Annotated in this window: 11 protein-coding genes; 2 read left to right on the top strand and 9 right to left on the bottom strand. The window is 74.3% G+C overall.

Features of this window, described 5'->3' with window-relative positions:
* Positions 1–53: 53 nt before the first annotated feature.
* Both SAM23877_RS14280 and SAM23877_RS14275 read right to left on the bottom strand, forming a co-directional pair.
* The gene (locus SAM23877_RS14280; RefSeq protein ID WP_053131945.1) at positions 54–932 is read right to left on the bottom strand and encodes an ABC transporter ATP-binding protein; all 879 of its coding nucleotides are present in this window, start codon (positions 930–932) and stop codon (positions 54–56) included.
* The gene (locus SAM23877_RS14275; RefSeq protein WP_053131942.1) at positions 925–1,854 is read right to left on the bottom strand and encodes an ABC transporter permease; all 930 of its coding nucleotides are present in this window, start codon (positions 1,852–1,854) and stop codon (positions 925–927) included. Before SAM23877_RS14275 ends, SAM23877_RS14280 begins: the two co-directional genes overlap by 8 nt.
* Before the next feature lie 187 nt (positions 1,855–2,041).
* Between SAM23877_RS14275 and SAM23877_RS14270 the strand changes: the two genes are divergently transcribed.
* Positions 2,042–2,668, top strand: a complete 627-nt coding sequence (locus SAM23877_RS14270) for a TetR/AcrR family transcriptional regulator (protein ID WP_053131939.1) — start codon at positions 2,042–2,044, stop codon at positions 2,666–2,668.
* Between the two features lie 449 nt (positions 2,669–3,117).
* Here the strand turns inward: SAM23877_RS14270 and galE are convergent, their stop codons facing one another.
* Entirely contained in the window at positions 3,118–4,098 is a 981-nt protein-coding gene (gene galE / locus SAM23877_RS14265; RefSeq protein WP_053131935.1) for a UDP-glucose 4-epimerase GalE, read from the bottom strand.
* Between the two features lie 82 nt (positions 4,099–4,180).
* Positions 4,181–4,651, bottom strand: a complete 471-nt coding sequence (locus SAM23877_RS14260) for a MarR family winged helix-turn-helix transcriptional regulator (RefSeq protein WP_053131931.1) — start codon at positions 4,649–4,651, stop codon at positions 4,181–4,183.
* Positions 4,652–4,793: 142 nt separating this feature from the next.
* On the opposite strand from SAM23877_RS14260, the gene SAM23877_RS14255 reads away from it, so the two are divergent.
* Complete coding sequence (locus tag SAM23877_RS14255; protein ID WP_053131928.1) at positions 4,794–5,207, top strand: organic hydroperoxide resistance protein; 414 nt, start codon at positions 4,794–4,796, stop codon at positions 5,205–5,207.
* A 66-nt stretch (positions 5,208–5,273) separates the two neighbouring features.
* On the opposite strand, the gene SAM23877_RS14250 is transcribed toward SAM23877_RS14255, so the two are convergent.
* The 5 genes from SAM23877_RS14250 to SAM23877_RS14230 all read right to left on the bottom strand — a co-directional run bounded on the left by SAM23877_RS14250 (position 5,274) and on the right by SAM23877_RS14230 (position 15,051).
* Positions 5,274–6,827 (bottom strand): hypothetical protein, encoded by a 1,554-nt coding sequence (locus SAM23877_RS14250; protein ID WP_053131925.1) that lies wholly within the window; start codon positions 6,825–6,827, stop codon positions 5,274–5,276.
* Positions 6,828–6,919: 92 nt separating this feature from the next.
* Positions 6,920–8,197 carry a hypothetical protein gene (locus tag SAM23877_RS14245; RefSeq protein WP_053131916.1) on the bottom strand — a complete coding sequence of 426 codons (1,278 nt, stop codon included), beginning with the start codon at positions 8,195–8,197 and terminating at the stop codon, positions 6,920–6,922.
* Complete coding sequence (locus tag SAM23877_RS14240; protein ID WP_053131912.1) at positions 8,194–10,419, bottom strand: bifunctional glycosyltransferase/CDP-glycerol:glycerophosphate glycerophosphotransferase; 2,226 nt, start codon at positions 10,417–10,419, stop codon at positions 8,194–8,196. Before SAM23877_RS14240 ends, SAM23877_RS14245 begins: the two co-directional genes overlap by 4 nt.
* A gap of 7 nt (positions 10,420–10,426) precedes the next feature.
* On the bottom strand, positions 10,427–12,634 hold the full coding sequence (locus tag SAM23877_RS14235) for a bifunctional glycosyltransferase/CDP-glycerol:glycerophosphate glycerophosphotransferase (protein ID WP_053131909.1): 2,208 nt from the start codon (positions 12,632–12,634) through the stop codon (positions 10,427–10,429).
* A 155-nt stretch (positions 12,635–12,789) separates the two neighbouring features.
* The gene (locus tag SAM23877_RS14230; RefSeq protein ID WP_053131906.1) at positions 12,790–15,051 is read right to left on the bottom strand and encodes a bifunctional glycosyltransferase/CDP-glycerol:glycerophosphate glycerophosphotransferase; all 2,262 of its coding nucleotides are present in this window, start codon (positions 15,049–15,051) and stop codon (positions 12,790–12,792) included.
* Between the last annotated feature and the right edge of the window lie 64 nt (positions 15,052–15,115).

Genomic DNA, 15,115 nt, shown 5'->3' with positions numbered 1-15,115 from the left:
AGGGTCGGTCGAGCGTGCGCCTCCCGGGCGAAGGGGGACCGGCGGCGGGGCGGTCAGGCGGCCGTCCTCGCCCCGGCCGCCGGCTTCGCTGCCGCCTTGGGCGCGGGCTTGGGCTTCGCCGCCTTGTCCGGGCCGCCGGTGAACTTCTCGTACTCCTTCAGCACCTCGTCCGTCGGCCCGTCCATGCGCAGCTCGCCGCGCTCCAGCCACAGCACCCGGTCGCAGGTGTCGCGGATGGACTTGTTGCTGTGGCTGACCAGGAACACCGTGCCGGCGTGCCGGCGCAGCTCCCGGATGCGCTCCTCGGAGCGCTTCTGGAAGGCGCGGTCGCCGGTGGCCAGGGCCTCGTCGACGAGGAGGACGTCGTGGTCCTTGGCGGCGGCGATGGAGAAGCGCAGCCGGGCCGCCATGCCGGAGGAGTACGTGCGCATCGGCAGGGTGATGAAGTCGCCCTTGTCGTTGATCCCGGAGAAGTCGACGATCTCCTGGTAGCGCTCCTTGACCTGGGCGCGGGACATGCCCATCGCCAGACCGCCGAGGTGGACGTTGCGCTCACCGGTGAGGTCGTTCATCAGGGCCGCGTTGACGCCCAGGAGCGAGGGCTGGCCGTCCGTGTAGATGCGGCCGTTCTCCACCGGGAGCAGGCCGGCCACGGCCTTGAGCAGGGTCGACTTGCCGGAGCCGTTGGTGCCGATCAGGCCGATCGCCTCCCCCCGGTACGCCACGAAGGACACGCCCCGCACGGCGTGCACCCGGCGCACGCCCGACGCCTTCTCGGCCTTCCCGCGGCGCAGGATGCGGTGGAGGGCGGCGGTCGCGGAGCCGCGGCCCGCGCCGGTGCCGTTGACCCGGTAGACGATGTCGACGCCGTCGGCGATGACGGTGGGGACGCGCTCGTCCGCCTGCTCGGTGATGCCGGTGTTGTCAGCCACGACCGTACGTCTCCTCGGCCTTCCAGAAGTAGATGAAGCCGCCGATCCCGGCGACCAGGGCCCAGCCCAGGGCCAGCGCCCACACGTGGTCCGGCAGCATGCCGCCGCCGAAGCTGTCGATCAGCGCGAAGCGCATCAGGTCGATGTAGACGACGGCCGGGTTGACCTGGAGGAGCGGCCCGATCCACGAGGGGAGGCCGCTGTCCGGGCCGGTCATGTGATGGATGCTGAACATGACGCCCGAGCCGTACATCCAGGTCCGCAGCAGGAACGGCATCAACTGCGCCATGTCCGGGATCTTGGAGCCCACCCGGGCCATGACCAGGGCCACGCCCGCGTTGAACACGAACTGCAGCACCAGTGCGGGGACCGCGAGCACCCAGGAGGCGGCGGGCGGCACGCCGAAGGCGAGCAGGATCACGACCAGGGCCGCCATCGAGAACAGCAGCTGCTGGAGCTGCTGGAGGCAGAAGGAGACCGGCAGCGCCGCCCGGGGGAAGTGCAGGGCGCGCACCAGGCCGAGGTTGCCGGAGACGGCCTTGGTGCCCGCCATGATCGAGCTCTGCGTGAACGTCCACACGAACACGCCGGTCACCAGGAACGGGACGAAGTCGTCCACGCCCTGCTTGGTGTTCATCAGCACGCCGAAGATGAAGTAGTACACCGCCGCGTTGAGCAGGGGCGTCATCACCTGCCAGAGCTGGCCCAGCTTGGCCTGGCTGTACTGGGCGGTGAGCTTGGCGGTGGCGAAGGCGCCGATGAAGTGCCGGCGCGCCCACAGCTGGCGGACGTACTGCGGCAGGGAGGGGCGGGCGCCGCTGACGGACAGACCGTGGCGCGCGGCGAGGGCCGCGAGGTCGAGGTCGCCCGGGGGCGCGGCCGGGGCCGGTGTCGGGGGCGGTGTGTCGAGGACCTGGCTCACATCCGCTGCTTTCGCTCGTGGGAGGGGGTGGCGCCCGGCGTTCACCCGAGTGACCTCGTGCGTTCACTTACGTCGGGACGGGACCGTATCGTCGTGACGTGAGCGTAGGGCGTGGCGGCGAGGGAACGCAACCGTTCCGGCGTCGGAACGCAACCGTTCCGTCGTGACGCCCCTATGCTTGGCTCGTATGACGACCAACGCCGACGAGCCGCAGCCGCGCCCGCGCCGCCGGGCCCCCGCCGGGGCGGCGGTGCTGCGCGAGGACGTGACGGAGGCGATCCGGGCGGCGGTCTTCGAGGAACTCGCGGCGGTCGGCTACGCGCGGATGTCCATCGAGGGGATCGCGCGCCGCGCGGGTGTCGGCAAGACGGCGGTGTACCGGCGCTGGCGCTCCAAGCTGCACCTGGTGCTCGACATCGTCTCCGCGCTCGCCGTCCAGGGCCTGCCCGTGCCCGACACCGGGTCGCTGGAGGGCGATCTGCGGCTGCTGTACGAGGTGACCTCGCGCGCGCTGCGCCACCCGGTGGCCTCGCAGATCATCCCCGACCTCCAGGCGGAGGCCGCCCGCAATCCCGACATCGCCGAGGCCCTGCGCAAGACCCTGCGGGAGGGGCAGGACGGCGTCGCCAGCAGGATCCTCGCCGCTGCCGGGGAGCGCGGCGAGGTCGGCCCCGCCCTCGACACCGACCTTGCCCTCGACCTGATCTCGGGCCCGCTGTACTGGCGATCGGTGGTCATCCGCAGCCCCAAGCTGCCGAAGGGCTACCTGGGCGCGCTGGCCCGGGCCACGGCGGAGGGCCTCAAGGCGCTGTGACGGCCCGGGGCGGCGCCTCGGTGGCCGCGCGGGACGGGCGTGCCTGGACGGTCGCCCGGCGGGGTGGGGCGGGTGCGGCGCGGTGGCGGTTCGGGGCGGGTGGGGCCCGGTGGTCGAGCGGGGCGGGTGGGGCCCGGTGGTCGAGCAGGGCGGGTGTGGTCCGGGTGGCCGAGCGGGCGGGTGCGGTCCGGAGCGCGGGTGCGGTGCGGAGCACGCCGAGGGCGGGCTCCTCGCCGACCGCCCCTTCGCCGGCGGCCGGGGAGCTCAGCCCTGCCGCCGTTCGCGGAGGACCGGGCGGAACTCGACCGGGCCCTGCGCCAGGAGCCGTACCGCCGGCGCGCCCCGGGCGTGGAGATCCGTTCGGTCCGTGCGGTGCGTCCGCTCGTGGGTCCGGGCGCCGCGGCGGACGGGGCCCGGACGGCTTCAGTACGGACGGGGCCCGGCCGGCTTCAGTCCCGCGCGGCCCCCGGGTGCAGTCGCACCCAGCCGGCCCACGCCGACGTGATCATGTCCTCGACGTCGTACTTGGCCTTCCAGTCCAGCTCGACGGCGGCGCGGTCGGCCGAGGCGACGACGCGGGCCGGGTCCCCGGGGCGGCGGGGGGTGACCGCCGGGGGCCGGTCGTAGCCGGTGAGGCCGTTGATGCGGTCGATCATCTCGCGGACGGAGACGCCCTCGCCCCGCCCGATGTTGAGGGTGAGGGAGCGGCCCGGGGAGGCGGCCAGGGCGCGGGCCGCGGCGACGTGGGCGTCGGCCAGGTCGGCCACGTGGATGTAGTCGCGGACGCAGGTGCCGTCCGGTGTCGCGTAGTCGTCGCCGAAGACTCGCGGGGCGGCGCCTTCCGTGAGCTTCTCGAAGACCATCGGGACGAGGTTGTGGACACCGGTGTCGGCGAGTTCCGGGCTCGCCGCGCCCGCCACGTTGAAGTAGCGCAGCGAGGCCGTGGACAGGCCCGCCGCCCGGCCGGTCGCCCGGACCAGCCACTCGCCCGCCAGCTTCGTCTCGCCGTACGGGGACATGGGCAGGCACGGGGTCTCCTCGGTCACGAGGTCGACGTCGGGCATGCCGTACACGGCGGCGGAGGAGGAGAAGACGAACGACGTGACACCGGCCGCCGCGACCGCCTCCAGCAGGACGCGCAGGCCCTCGACGTTCTCCCGGTAGTAGTGCAGCGGCAGCTCCACCGACTCGCCGACCTGCTTCTTCGCCGCGAGGTGCACGACCCCGGTGACGGAGTGGTCGGTGAGGGCGCGCGCCACCCGTTCGCCGTCCAGGACCGAGCCCACGACCAGCGGGACGCCGTCGGGCACGCGCTCGGCGATGCCGGTGGACAGGTCGTCGTACACGACCGCCCGCTCGCCCGCCTCGGTCATCGCCCGTACGACGTGCGCCCCGATGTAGCCGGCGCCGCCGGTGATCAGCCAGGTCATGTGCGGCCGTCCCCTCGTCAGTGGTCCTCGGTAGCCATGATCCGTCATCCCGGCACCCGACGGGCACCGCACCCGTCACCCGTCAGGACGAGGCCGCGGGCGATCCGGTGCCGTACGCGTCCAGGGCGGCCGTGAGCCGGTTCAGCCGGGCGCCCAGGTCCTGGATCTCCGCGAGGTCCAGGCCGGTCGCCCCGGCGATCCGGCGCGGTACCTCGCCGGCCCTCTCGCGCAGCGCCACGCCCTGGGCGGTCAGCCGGACCTCCACCGACCGCTCGTCGCGGGCGCTGCGCTCCCGCCGGACCAGTCCCGCCGCCTCCAGTCGCTTGAGCAGGGGGGAGAGCGTGCCGGAGTCGAGCCGCAGACGCTCGCCGAGCTTCTTCACCGGCAGCTCCCCGTGCTCCCACAGCACCAGCATCACCAGGTACTGCGGGTAGGTGAGCCCGAGATCCTTGAGGACCACGCGGTAGACGCCGTTGAAGGCGCGCGAGGCGGCGTTGAGCGAGAAGCAGATCTGCTGGTCGAGGCGGAGCCAGTCCGTCGCGGGCGTGGTCATGGTCCCAGGGTAGCGGGACGCCGCTTGTGCGTCATTCAGTTGTGCGCAATTGAATTGTGTGCTCTAGTGGGTGTCGTCGGTCCGCCGGAACGCCGGACGGCCGGCACGCTTCTCGTCAGATCTCTTCAGAGGGACGGTTCCCATGGACGCGCTCTACACCGCCGCCGCCACCGCCACCCACGGCCGCGACGGCCGCGCCGTCAGCTCGGACGGCAAGCTCGACCTCGCGCTCAGCGCCCCCGCGGAGCTGGGCGGCGACGGCAAGGGCACCAACCCCGAGCAGCTGTTCGCCGCCGGGTACGCCGCCTGCTTCGGCAGCGCCCTCGGTCTCGTCGGCCGGCAGGCGAAGGTCGACGTCAGCGACGCCGCGGTGACCGCCGAGGTCGGCATCGGCAAGCAGGGAGAGGGCTTCGCGCTCGCCGTCACCCTCCGGGTGGAGCTGCCCGAGGGCGTGGACGAGGAGACCGGCCGCAAGCTGGTCGAGCAGGCCCACCAGGTCTGCCCCTACTCCAACGCCACCCGCGGCAACATCCCGGTCGAGATCGTCGTCGAGTAGGACCGGCCAGGCGCCCGGTGCCGGCGAGGTGCCCGATGCCGCACGGGGCCGCCGGCGCGACGGCGCTCACCCGACCCGCGCCAGCACCTCCCCCGTCCGCCCGCTCCACGTCACCACCACCGCCTCCTCGGGTACCGGCTGCCAGCGCGTCAGCAGCAGCCAGCGGACGTCGTAGCGGCGGACGACGGCGGCGCGCTCGGCGCGGGTCGAGCCGGGCGCGAGGTACGCCTCGACGTCGGCCACCCGCCGCCCGCGCTCCCGTTCGTCGAGCGAGGGGTCCGGCCAGGCGGGCGCCGCGAGATTGGGCCCGTACCCGGCGATGGCGTGTCCGGCGTAGTAGCCGTCGGTGATCACGACCTCGCCGGGACCGATGTGCCGGGCCGCCCACGCGTAGGACGGCCAGCGCGGAGGCTGCTCGAAGCCGACCGGGTCCAGCGGGCGCGGCACCACCGCCCCGGCATGGACGGCGAGGAAGCCCAGCAGGGCCCCGGCGGCCGCGGTCCCGCCCAGCACCCGCCGCCACCGCCCCCACGGCCGGGGCGCCGCCAGCTCCACCGCCAGGGCGAACTGCAGCGGCACGAGGGTGAGCCCCAGGATGCGGCCGTAGGTGTAGTGGCCGCTGAACCAGCCGTACGCCACCACCGCGCAGTCCAGCGCGAACATCAGCACCAGCGGGTCCCGCGCCGAGCGCCGCCCGCGCAGCCACAGCGCCGGCAGCCCGAGCAGGGCCAGCCAGAACTCGCCGGGCAGATCCAGGTACAGCACCCGGTGCATGCCGTCCACACTGTCGTCCCCGGCCAGCGCGAACACGTCGAAGTACGGCCACACCGCCGCCGAGGTCACCGCCGCGGCGCCCGTCAGGGCCCAGCGTCCGGCGACCGCCCCGCGCCATCCGCGCTGCCATCCGCCCACCAGGGCCACCGCGCCCAGCGCCGCCGCCACCGAGGTGATCGGGTGGACGAGGAGGATCAGGCCGTAGAGGACGCCCAGTCCGGCGTACCCGGGCAGGCCGCGCAGCCCGCTCGGCCCCAGGTAGCGCACCCGGCGCGCGTCCCGTGCCCGGACGCCGGTCAGCGCCCAGGCCCAGAAGGTGAGCCCGATCGCGAAGGCCGACGGGTAGCCGAGGTTGCCGGTCATCGACATCAGCCCGAGGTAGCCGCTCCACCAGGCCCGCTCGGTCCCCCACAGCAGCGTCATCGCGCCCAGCGCCAGCACCGGCGCCCACGGCCGGGGGGACAGCACCCTGACGAAGCGGCCCAGGCCGGTCAGCAGGACCAGCAGGTTCACCGGCCCGGCCAGCCGCACCACCTCCCAGCCGCCCAGCCCGGTCAGCCGGGCGAAGAGGCCCTGCGCCACCGCGTAGGGCGAGTAGTAGGCGCTGCCCGCGCCGGGCACGTCGGCCATCGGATGGCGGGGGTGGAGGAGATCGGCCCTGAGGCGTTCGACGACCGCCGCGTGCTGGCCGGCGTCGCAGCACAGCGGCACCGCCCAGTAGGCCAGCGACATCAGCAGGAAGAACAGGAAACCGGCGGCCTGGTACGGGGTGGGACGCCAGGCGCGGCCACCGCGCAACGCCGTCGCGCCGCGCACGGGCCGCCGGACGAGGACGCCGGCGCTCACGGAAGAGGTGACAGGTGGGACATTCGGGGCATTTGCCGTATGTTCCCGCCAGGGTCAATGACACGAACCCAAGTCACCTCATCGAGTGACCCTCAGTTGGTCGCGCGGGCCCGGTCGGCGTGCCCCTGCGCCGGCAGCGCCACCCGCCCCCGCACCACCGGCTCCAGCAGCATCGGCACCCCCACCACCGGCAGCAGCCACGCCAGCACGATCAGCCGCCCGCCCCAGATGTCGATGTCCGGGTGCGCGGCCTGGGTGAGGATCCCGGTGAACGCCGCCGCGACCAGGAAGACGCCGACCGCGCCGCCGCGCCGCAGCGCGCCCCACGCACCCGCCCCCAGGGCCGCCGCGAACAGCGGCTCCCCCGCCTGACGGCGCAGCCACTCCACCCAGAAGTTGCCCTGCAACTGCCAGAACTCCGGCCACGGGTCCTCCCGGTCGGGCCGGGCGAAGTGGCCGGTGAGCAGGTCCTGGAGGCTGTCGGACTCGGACGGGTAGTGCAGCAGCCGCGCCAGCACCACGGTCAGGACCGCTCCGCACAGGCCGGTCACCGCGATCGCGAGCACGTCCCGGCCGGGCGGCCGGCCCCGCCGGTACCGCCGCAGGGCCACCAGCGCACCCGCCGCCGCCAGGCACAGCCCGAGGAACAGCGCCTGGGAGTGCTTGACGGCGAACAGCGCGAGCAGCGACCCGGCGACCAGCAGGAGCCCGGCCCGCCCGCGCCCGGCCCGCAGCACCAGCGCACAGCCCCACACCGCCGCCAGGGTCAGCGCCATCAGCAGCCCCTCGGTCATCGGGCGCATGGCCGTCGTGCCGCTCGGCAGCACGTAGTACAGCGCCTGTCCGGTCAGCGCGAGCGGCACCGGAACCGACAGGGTGCGCAGGATCAGGAAGACGAGGACGCCGCCCGCGCACGCGAGGACGACACCCGCCGCCCACAGCCCCCACGTCACCCCGAAGGCCATGACGAACGGCACCAGGAACGCCGGATAGCCGGGCCGCGCCTCGAAGATCCGCATGAAGCGTTCCTCCATGTACGGCACCGTGTGCCCACCGGTCTGCCCGGCCGCCAGCCGGGGCTCCACCTGCCGCCACTGGCGCTGCCGGCACTCGGCCGTGACCCGGGCGGTGGGGTCGGGGCGGTGGAAGCGGACCACGTGCACGCTCTGGTCGCGGCGGGCCGCCGAGGCCTGGCTCGCGCACACGTAGTCGATGGTGGCCGCCGCCACCCCGCGCTTGCTCTCCCCGCTGAGACTCAGGGCGTACGCCAGGTAGTTCTTGGTGTCGGGAGTGTCCCGGCCGGTGATGTTCGCGAGCTGGAGCACGGCGAACACCGCCGCCACGACCAGCACCCAGCCGCGCGGCCTCACGAGGAGGCCAGCAGGTCGTGGTGGGCCGGGAGGGACCGGGCCCCGGGGACGGCCAGGGGCTCCGGCTCGGGCATCCGCTCGCCCAGCATCAGCGTCCGCACGACCCGCTCGGCGGCCCTGCCGTCCTCGTACTCGCAGAACCGGGCCCGGAACGCGGACCTCAGCCGTGCCGCCTCCTCGTCCCGCCACGCCCCGGAGTCCAGCAGCCACGCCAGCTCCCGGTAGGAACGCGAGACGTGGCCCGGTGCCTCGGCGGTGATGTCGAAGTAGGCGCCGCGGCTCGCCGTGTAGGCCGGCCAGTCGTCGGCGTGGACCACGACCGGCCGGTCCAGGAGGACGTAGTCGAACATCAGGGCGGAGTAGTCGGTGATCAGCAGGTCGGAGGCGAGCATCAGCTCCTCCACGTGCGGTGCGTCCGTCGCGTCGACCAGGACGCCCCGCCGGTGCAGCTCCGACAGGCCCATGCCGCGCGCCGGCCCGGTGGCGAGGGACGGGTGCAGCCGCACCACCAGGGTGTGCCCGTCGCCGAGGTCGGCGGCGAGACGGGCCAGGTCGATCCGGTCGACGTGCCCGCCCCGCCGGTACTCGCGGCGGGTCGGCGCGTACAGCACGACGGTGTGCCCCTCGGGGACGCCGAGCCGCTCACGGACCCGGAGGCCGTCCTCGGGGCCCGCGTTCACCAGGACGTCGTTGCGGGGGCTGCCGGTGCGCGCGGACGCGAAGTGGCACGGGTACGCCCGCTCCCACACCCGCTCCGCGTACCGGCCCGCGACCAGGCTGTGGTCCCAGCGGTCGGCCCGGCGCAGCATCTGCGGCACGTCCAGGCCGTGCCGGGCGCCGGGCCGGCCCAGCAGATCGACGCCCATGTACTTCAGCGGTGTGCCCTGGTGGGTGTGGATGTGGACGCTGCCGGGGCGCTTGGCCACCGCACCGGGCCAGTTGACGTTGTTGACGAAGAACGTCGCCCGCTCGGTCACCCGGCGGTAGGCCGGGCTGCCGAGGATCACGTGCTCCGTGTCCGGCGGGAGCAGCGGCACGTCCTCCTCGTCGCGCACCACCCACACCCCGCGCAGGTGCGGGGCGAGCTCGCGGGCCTTGCGATGGACCGCCGCCGGGTCCCCCAGCACACCCCGGTGCGAGAACGCCGAGTACACGGCGAGGTCCGGGTCCAGCGGGCGGCGCGTGTGCACCGCGCTGCGGGCCCGCCCCGCGCGTGCGGCGACCACGTCGCGCGCCTGCCGCGCCCGCCGCTCCAGCTCCCGGCCCGCCCGCCCGGACCGGCGCCGCAGGCGGTACGTCGTGTACCCGCCCTCCAGCACGCGCAGCTCGGCGGGGACCTCGGCGCCCTCGGGCCGGTACGCGCGGAACATCTCGGCGGTGCGGCGGAAGAACTCGGCCTTGTCCGACGGCGGCAGCCGGTCCGGCTTGCTCAGGATGTCCAGGCAGTGCTCGCCCATCTTGGTGTGCAGGAACGGCCGCCACCGGGCCAGTTCCGGACGGGCGTCGAGGAAGGCGAACACCCGCTCGTACTGCGCGTGGACGTCGAAGTGCTTGCGGCTGGTGGTGGACAGGATGTTGCCCTGGCGGCGCTGGCGGTAGTTCAGACAGATCCGGTCCAGCGCGGCGATCCGCCCGGCGCTGAACATGACCGGGAACGTCCAGGGCGTGTCCTCGTAGTAGCCCGGCGGGAAGGTGAAGCCCTCCCGTTCCACGAAGTCGCGCCGGTAGGCCTTGTTCCACACCACCATCAGCAGGTCGAGGATCTCGGGGTGCCCGGCGGCGGTGAAGGTGCCGTCCCCGGCCTCCGCCAGGACCCGGGCCAGCGCGTTGCGGCGGGTGCCGCCCCACCAGTAGGTGCGCGCGTAGTCGAAGACGAGGACGTCGGGGTCGTCGGTCTCCGCGAGCCGGTCGGCCATCGCGCGCAGGGCGCCCGGGGTGAGGGTGTCGTCGCTGTCGAGGAAGAGGAGGTAGTCGCCGGTGGCGTGCGGGAGCCCGGCGTTGCGGGCCCGGCCGAGGCCCACGTTCTCCTCCAGGTGCAGCACGCGCACCCGGTCGTCGCGGGCCGCGTACTCGTCGAGGATGGCGCCGCTGCCGTCCGGCGAGCAGTCGTCGACGGCGACGACCTCGATGTCCCGGTAGGACTGGTCCAGGACCGAGTCGAGGCACTCGCGCAGGAAGCCCTGCACCTTGAAGCAGGGGAGGATGACGCTGAAGCGGGGCACTGCGGGATCAGCTCCTTACGAGGGTGGCGGCGGCGGGGGCCGGGACGCGCTCCGCGAGCGGGGTCACGGGCGGGAGCGCCTCGGGCGGCTCGCCGAGCAGCACCCGGCGCACGACGCGCTCGGCGGCCCGGCCGTCGTCGAACTCGCAGAACCGCTCGCGGAAGGCGGCCCGCAGCGCCGCCGACTCGGGGCCCGCGTACGAGCCGTCGCCGAAGATCCGGGCCAGCTCCCGCGGTGTCCGCGCCACCGGGCCGGGCGGCGCCGCCATCAGGTCGAAGTAGACCCCGCGGGTCTCCCGGTAGACCTCCCAGTCGTCGGCGTACACGACGATCGGCCGGTCCAGGTTGGCGTAGTCGAACATGATCGACGAGTAGTCGGTGATCAGCGCGTCGGCGGCCAGGCACACGTCCTCGGAGGAACGGTGGGAGGTCACGTCGATGATCCGGCCGCCGCTCCCGGCGCCGCCCCGGTCGTAGAAGTAGTGGGCCCGCAGCAGGACGACCACGTCCTCGCCGGCCGCCTCGCAGAAGGCCTCCAGATCCAGGCCGCCGGCCCCGAACCCGGCTTCGTGGTCGCGGTGCGTGGGCGCGTACAGGACGGCCGTCTTCCCCTCCGGGACGCCCAGTTCGCGCCGGACGCGGGCGACGTCGTCGGCGGTCGCCGCGCAGTAGACGTCGTTGCGCGGGTAGCCGTACTCCAGTTGCTCGTACGAGCCGGGGAAGGCGCGCTCCCACATCTGGGTGGAGTGGCGGTTGGCGGAGAGGTTGTAGTCCCAGCGGTCCACCCGGCCCAGCAGCTTGGTGAAGCTGCCGCTGGCCGCCGCCACCACGGGGTACGTCGACTGGTCGACGCCCATCGTCTTCAGCGGCGTGCCGTGCTGGGTCTGCACGTGCACGCTGCCGGGGCGCTTGACGACGCCCTCGGCGAAGTTGGCGTTGTTGACCAGGAACTTGGCACGGGCCAGCACGTCCCAGTAGCGCCGGCTGCCGATGACGGCGTGGTCGACGTCCCCGGGGACCGTGTGCGCCTGGTCCGCCTCGACCAGGAACACCGCGCGCAGGTGCGGGGCGAGTTCGCGGGCCTTGGCGTGGATGGCGGCCGGGTTGCAGGCGTAGCCGCGGCCCCAGTAGGCGCAGTACACGACGAGGTTCGGGTCGAGCGGGCGGCGCAGGGCGCGGCGGTAGCGCAGCCGGGTGCGCAGCCCGTGCGGGCGCGGCAGCCGCAGCAGGACACCGGTGGCGGCGCGGTTGGCGGCGCGCAGCGCGCGGAACCCGCTGTACGACCCGGACGCCAGCAGCCGGTGCTGGACCCCGAGCCGGCCGCCCGGCGGCCGGAAACCGGCGGGACGGTGGCGCCGGTAGAGGCGGCTCGCGCGGCGGAAGAAGGCACGGCGGCCCCGGCGCGTCAGGCGCCTGGGATGGGTGGCCGTCTTCAGGATCGCGGCGAAGAGCTGCTCGAACAGCGGCCCGCGCCGCTCGACCGGCAGCCCTCGCTCGTCGGCGTGCGCGAGCGCCAGTTCGGCCTGGTCGAGGAGGTCCGCGTGGTGCTCGCCGGGCAGGTTCAGCCGACTGCCCTGGCGTCGCACCAGATGCCGTACGACCACGGAGCGCAGCACCGTGACGCGTTCGGCGCGCGCCGTGACCAGCGCGCCGAAGCCGACGTCCGTGAAGTGCCCCTCGGGGAAGGCCAGTCGCCGCTCGGCGAGGAAGGTGCGGCGGTAGACGGCGCTCCAGGCGGGCAGCCGCACGCCGGTGAGGTGCGGGGCGCGGTCGGGGGTGAAGGCGCCGTCCGGGGTCCTCGCCAGCAGCGGGGCGGCCGGGTTGGCCGGCTCACCCTCCCACCAGGGCACCCGCTCGTGCTCGAAGTACAGCACGTCGACGCCGCCGGTGTCCGCCAGCCGCGCGTCCAGCGCCGCCAGCGCGCCCGGGGCGAGGACGTCGTCCCCGTCGAGGAACAGCAGGTACGCGCCGGTCGCCGCCCGCATCCCGGTGTTGCGCGCCCCGGCCAGCCCGGCCTCCGGCGGCGAGTGCACGGGCGCCACCCGGGAGTCCCGCTCGGCGCGCTCCTCCACGACGTCCGCCGCGGCGCGGTCCGGGGCGTCGTGCACCGGGATCAGCTCGAAGTCGCCGAAGGACTGGGCGAGGACCGAATCCAGCGCCTGGGACAGCCGCCCCGCGACCCCATGGGACGGGACGATGATGCTGAAGCGGGGCATACTGCTCTTTCTCTCGTTGTCCTGGTCCGACGGGAGCCCCGCCCCTCACGCCGTGCGGCGGCCCGGCCGTCCCGTCGGCCGCAAGGTGGACGGCCGGGTCGGAGTGGGCCGCTTCGAGCTGCGGGGCATGCGAACTCCCAGTGGACAAACGGCGGTCAGAGGCTGTCGGTGACGGTGCGGGGCCCGGCGGGTTGCGGCACGGTGGCCAGCGGGGGGCGGGCGAGGGCCGCGGCGGCGGAGGGCGCGGGCCTGCGCGCGGCAGGCGGCACGACGGGCGGCAGGTCCGTCTCACCGAGCACCACCCGGCGTACGACGCGTTCGGCGGCGCGGCCGTCGTCCCAGGGGCAGAACCGCTCCCGGAAAGCGGCCCTGAGCTGCGCGGACCATGATCCGCACCAGTGGCCGTCGGCGAAGATGTCGATCAGTTCGTCCTCGTCCCGGGCGATCGCGCCCGGCGGCAGCTCCCGCAGGTCGAAGTAGGTGCCGCGGGCCGCCTCGTAGGCCTCCGGCTCGTCGGCGTGGATCACGATCGGCCGGTCCAGACCCGCGTAGTCGAACATCAGTGCCGAGTAGTCGGTGACGAGTGCGTCCGAGGCCAGGCAGAGCGACTCCACGCTCGGGTGGTCGCTGACGTCGAGGACGCGTCCCTGGGACTCGACGAGCGGGCCGCCGGTGCGCGGGTGGGCGCGGGCCAGCACCATGAAACGGGGCCCGAGACGGGTGAGGACGCGCTCCAGGTCCAGGGCGGCGCGCTGGGTGCGCCGGTAGTCGCGGTGGGTCGGCGCGTACAGGATCGCGACCGTGCCGTCGGGGATGCCGAGGCTCTCCCGCAGCCGGGCCACGTCCGCGGCCGTCGCCCGCTGGAGGGCGTCGGTGCGGGGCTGGCCGTACTCCAGCGTGGTGTAGTCGCCGGGGTGGACGCGTTCCCAGGTCAGCGTGGAGTGGCGGTTGGCGGAGACGACGTAGTCCCAGGAGTCGACGTCGCGCAGCAGCCGGGCGAAGTCGGTGCCCCTCGCCGCCGCCGGGCGTTCCTGGAGGTCCAGGCCCATGTGCTTGAGGGGCGTCCCGGCCTGCGTCTGGATCAGGACCTGCCCCTTCCGCTTGACCATGCCGGCGTCGAAGCCCGTGTTGTGGACCACGTACCGGGAGCGGGCCAGCGCCGTCCAGTAGGCGGCCGTGCCGGGGGTCAGGCGGCGCGGGCCGGGCGGCACGGTGTGGTGGTGCGCGGGGGCGGCGGCCCAGGCCGTGCGCACGTGCGGCGCGAAGTCGCGGAAGGCCTCCTCCAGCGCGCCCGGATTGCAGCCGTGCCCCAGGTCTCCGTGGGCCGCGAAGACGGCGCGGTCGGCGCGCAGGGGGAGACGGCGCTGGACGCGGTAGTGCAGGCGCAGGGCGAGGGCCCGCGCGGCGCGCAGCAGCTTGGCCGTCACCTTCACCGTCCGGCGGCGCAGGGCCGACGCCAGCCGCAGGGTCTCGTAGGTGCGGCGCAGGCCGAGCCGGAGCAGGGCGTGGCGCAGCCGCACGGGCAGCGGGGCGGGGGCGCCGGGGACCCGGTAGCGGCGGCAGTGGACGCGGGCCCGGCGCAGGAACTCGGCGCGCAGGGAGCGCGGGAGGCGGTCGGGGCGGGTGAACACCGTCGTCAGGTGGTCGGCCATGCGGCGGTAGAGCACCGGCCGCCAGCGGGCCGGCTCCGGGTGCGACTCCAGGAACGCGAAGACGCGGTCGTACTGCGCGAAGACGTCGAGGTGCCGCTCGCTCGGCGTGCCCAGGATGCTGCCGCGCCGGCGCTGCCGGTAGTGGACGCAGACCCGGTCCAGGGTGGCGAGGGACTCCGCCGTCATCAGGACCGGGTACGTCCAGGGGGTGTCCTCGTAGTAGCCCGGCGGGAAGGTGAAGCCCTCGCGCTCGGCGAACTCGCGGCGCACCGCCTTGTTCCAGGCCACCATCAGCAGCTTCAGCAGCCCCGGCCGGTCGGCGAGCCGGAAGGGCGCCGGGCCCCGCTCGGTGAGGTGCGCGGCGGCCTGGTTGCGGACCGCCTCGCCCGACCAGTGCGTCCGCGCGTAGTCGTAGACCAGGACGTCCGGCTCGCCGGTCTCCTTGATCCGGTCCGCGATCGCCCTGAGCGCGTCCGGGGTCAGGGTGTCGTCGCCGTCGAGGAAGACCAGGTAGTCACCGGTCGCCCGCTCCATCCCGGCGTTCCGGGCGGGACCGAGGCCCTGGTTCTCGGGCAGGTGTACGACGCGGACGCGCGGGTCGCGGGCCGCGAACTCGTCGGCGATCGCGCCGCAGGCGTCCGGCGAGCAGTCGTCGACCGCGATCACCTCGAGGTCCGGGTACGACTGCGTGAGCACCGATTCCAGGCACTCGTGCAGATACGCCTGAACCTGGTACGCGGGGACGATGACACTGAACCGGGGCACGGGACATCCATGGGTCGGCGGGGTCGGCGCGGGCGTTCTGCCCGGGAACGGCCGATGGAGTGAC

Origin of the sequence: Streptomyces ambofaciens ATCC 23877 (assembly GCF_001267885.1) — a bacterium.
Classification (GTDB): domain Bacteria; phylum Actinomycetota; class Actinomycetes; order Streptomycetales; family Streptomycetaceae; genus Streptomyces; species Streptomyces ambofaciens.
The sequence above is the reverse complement of the archived record's forward strand: the minus strand, read 5'-3'. Positions and strand labels throughout refer to the sequence as shown.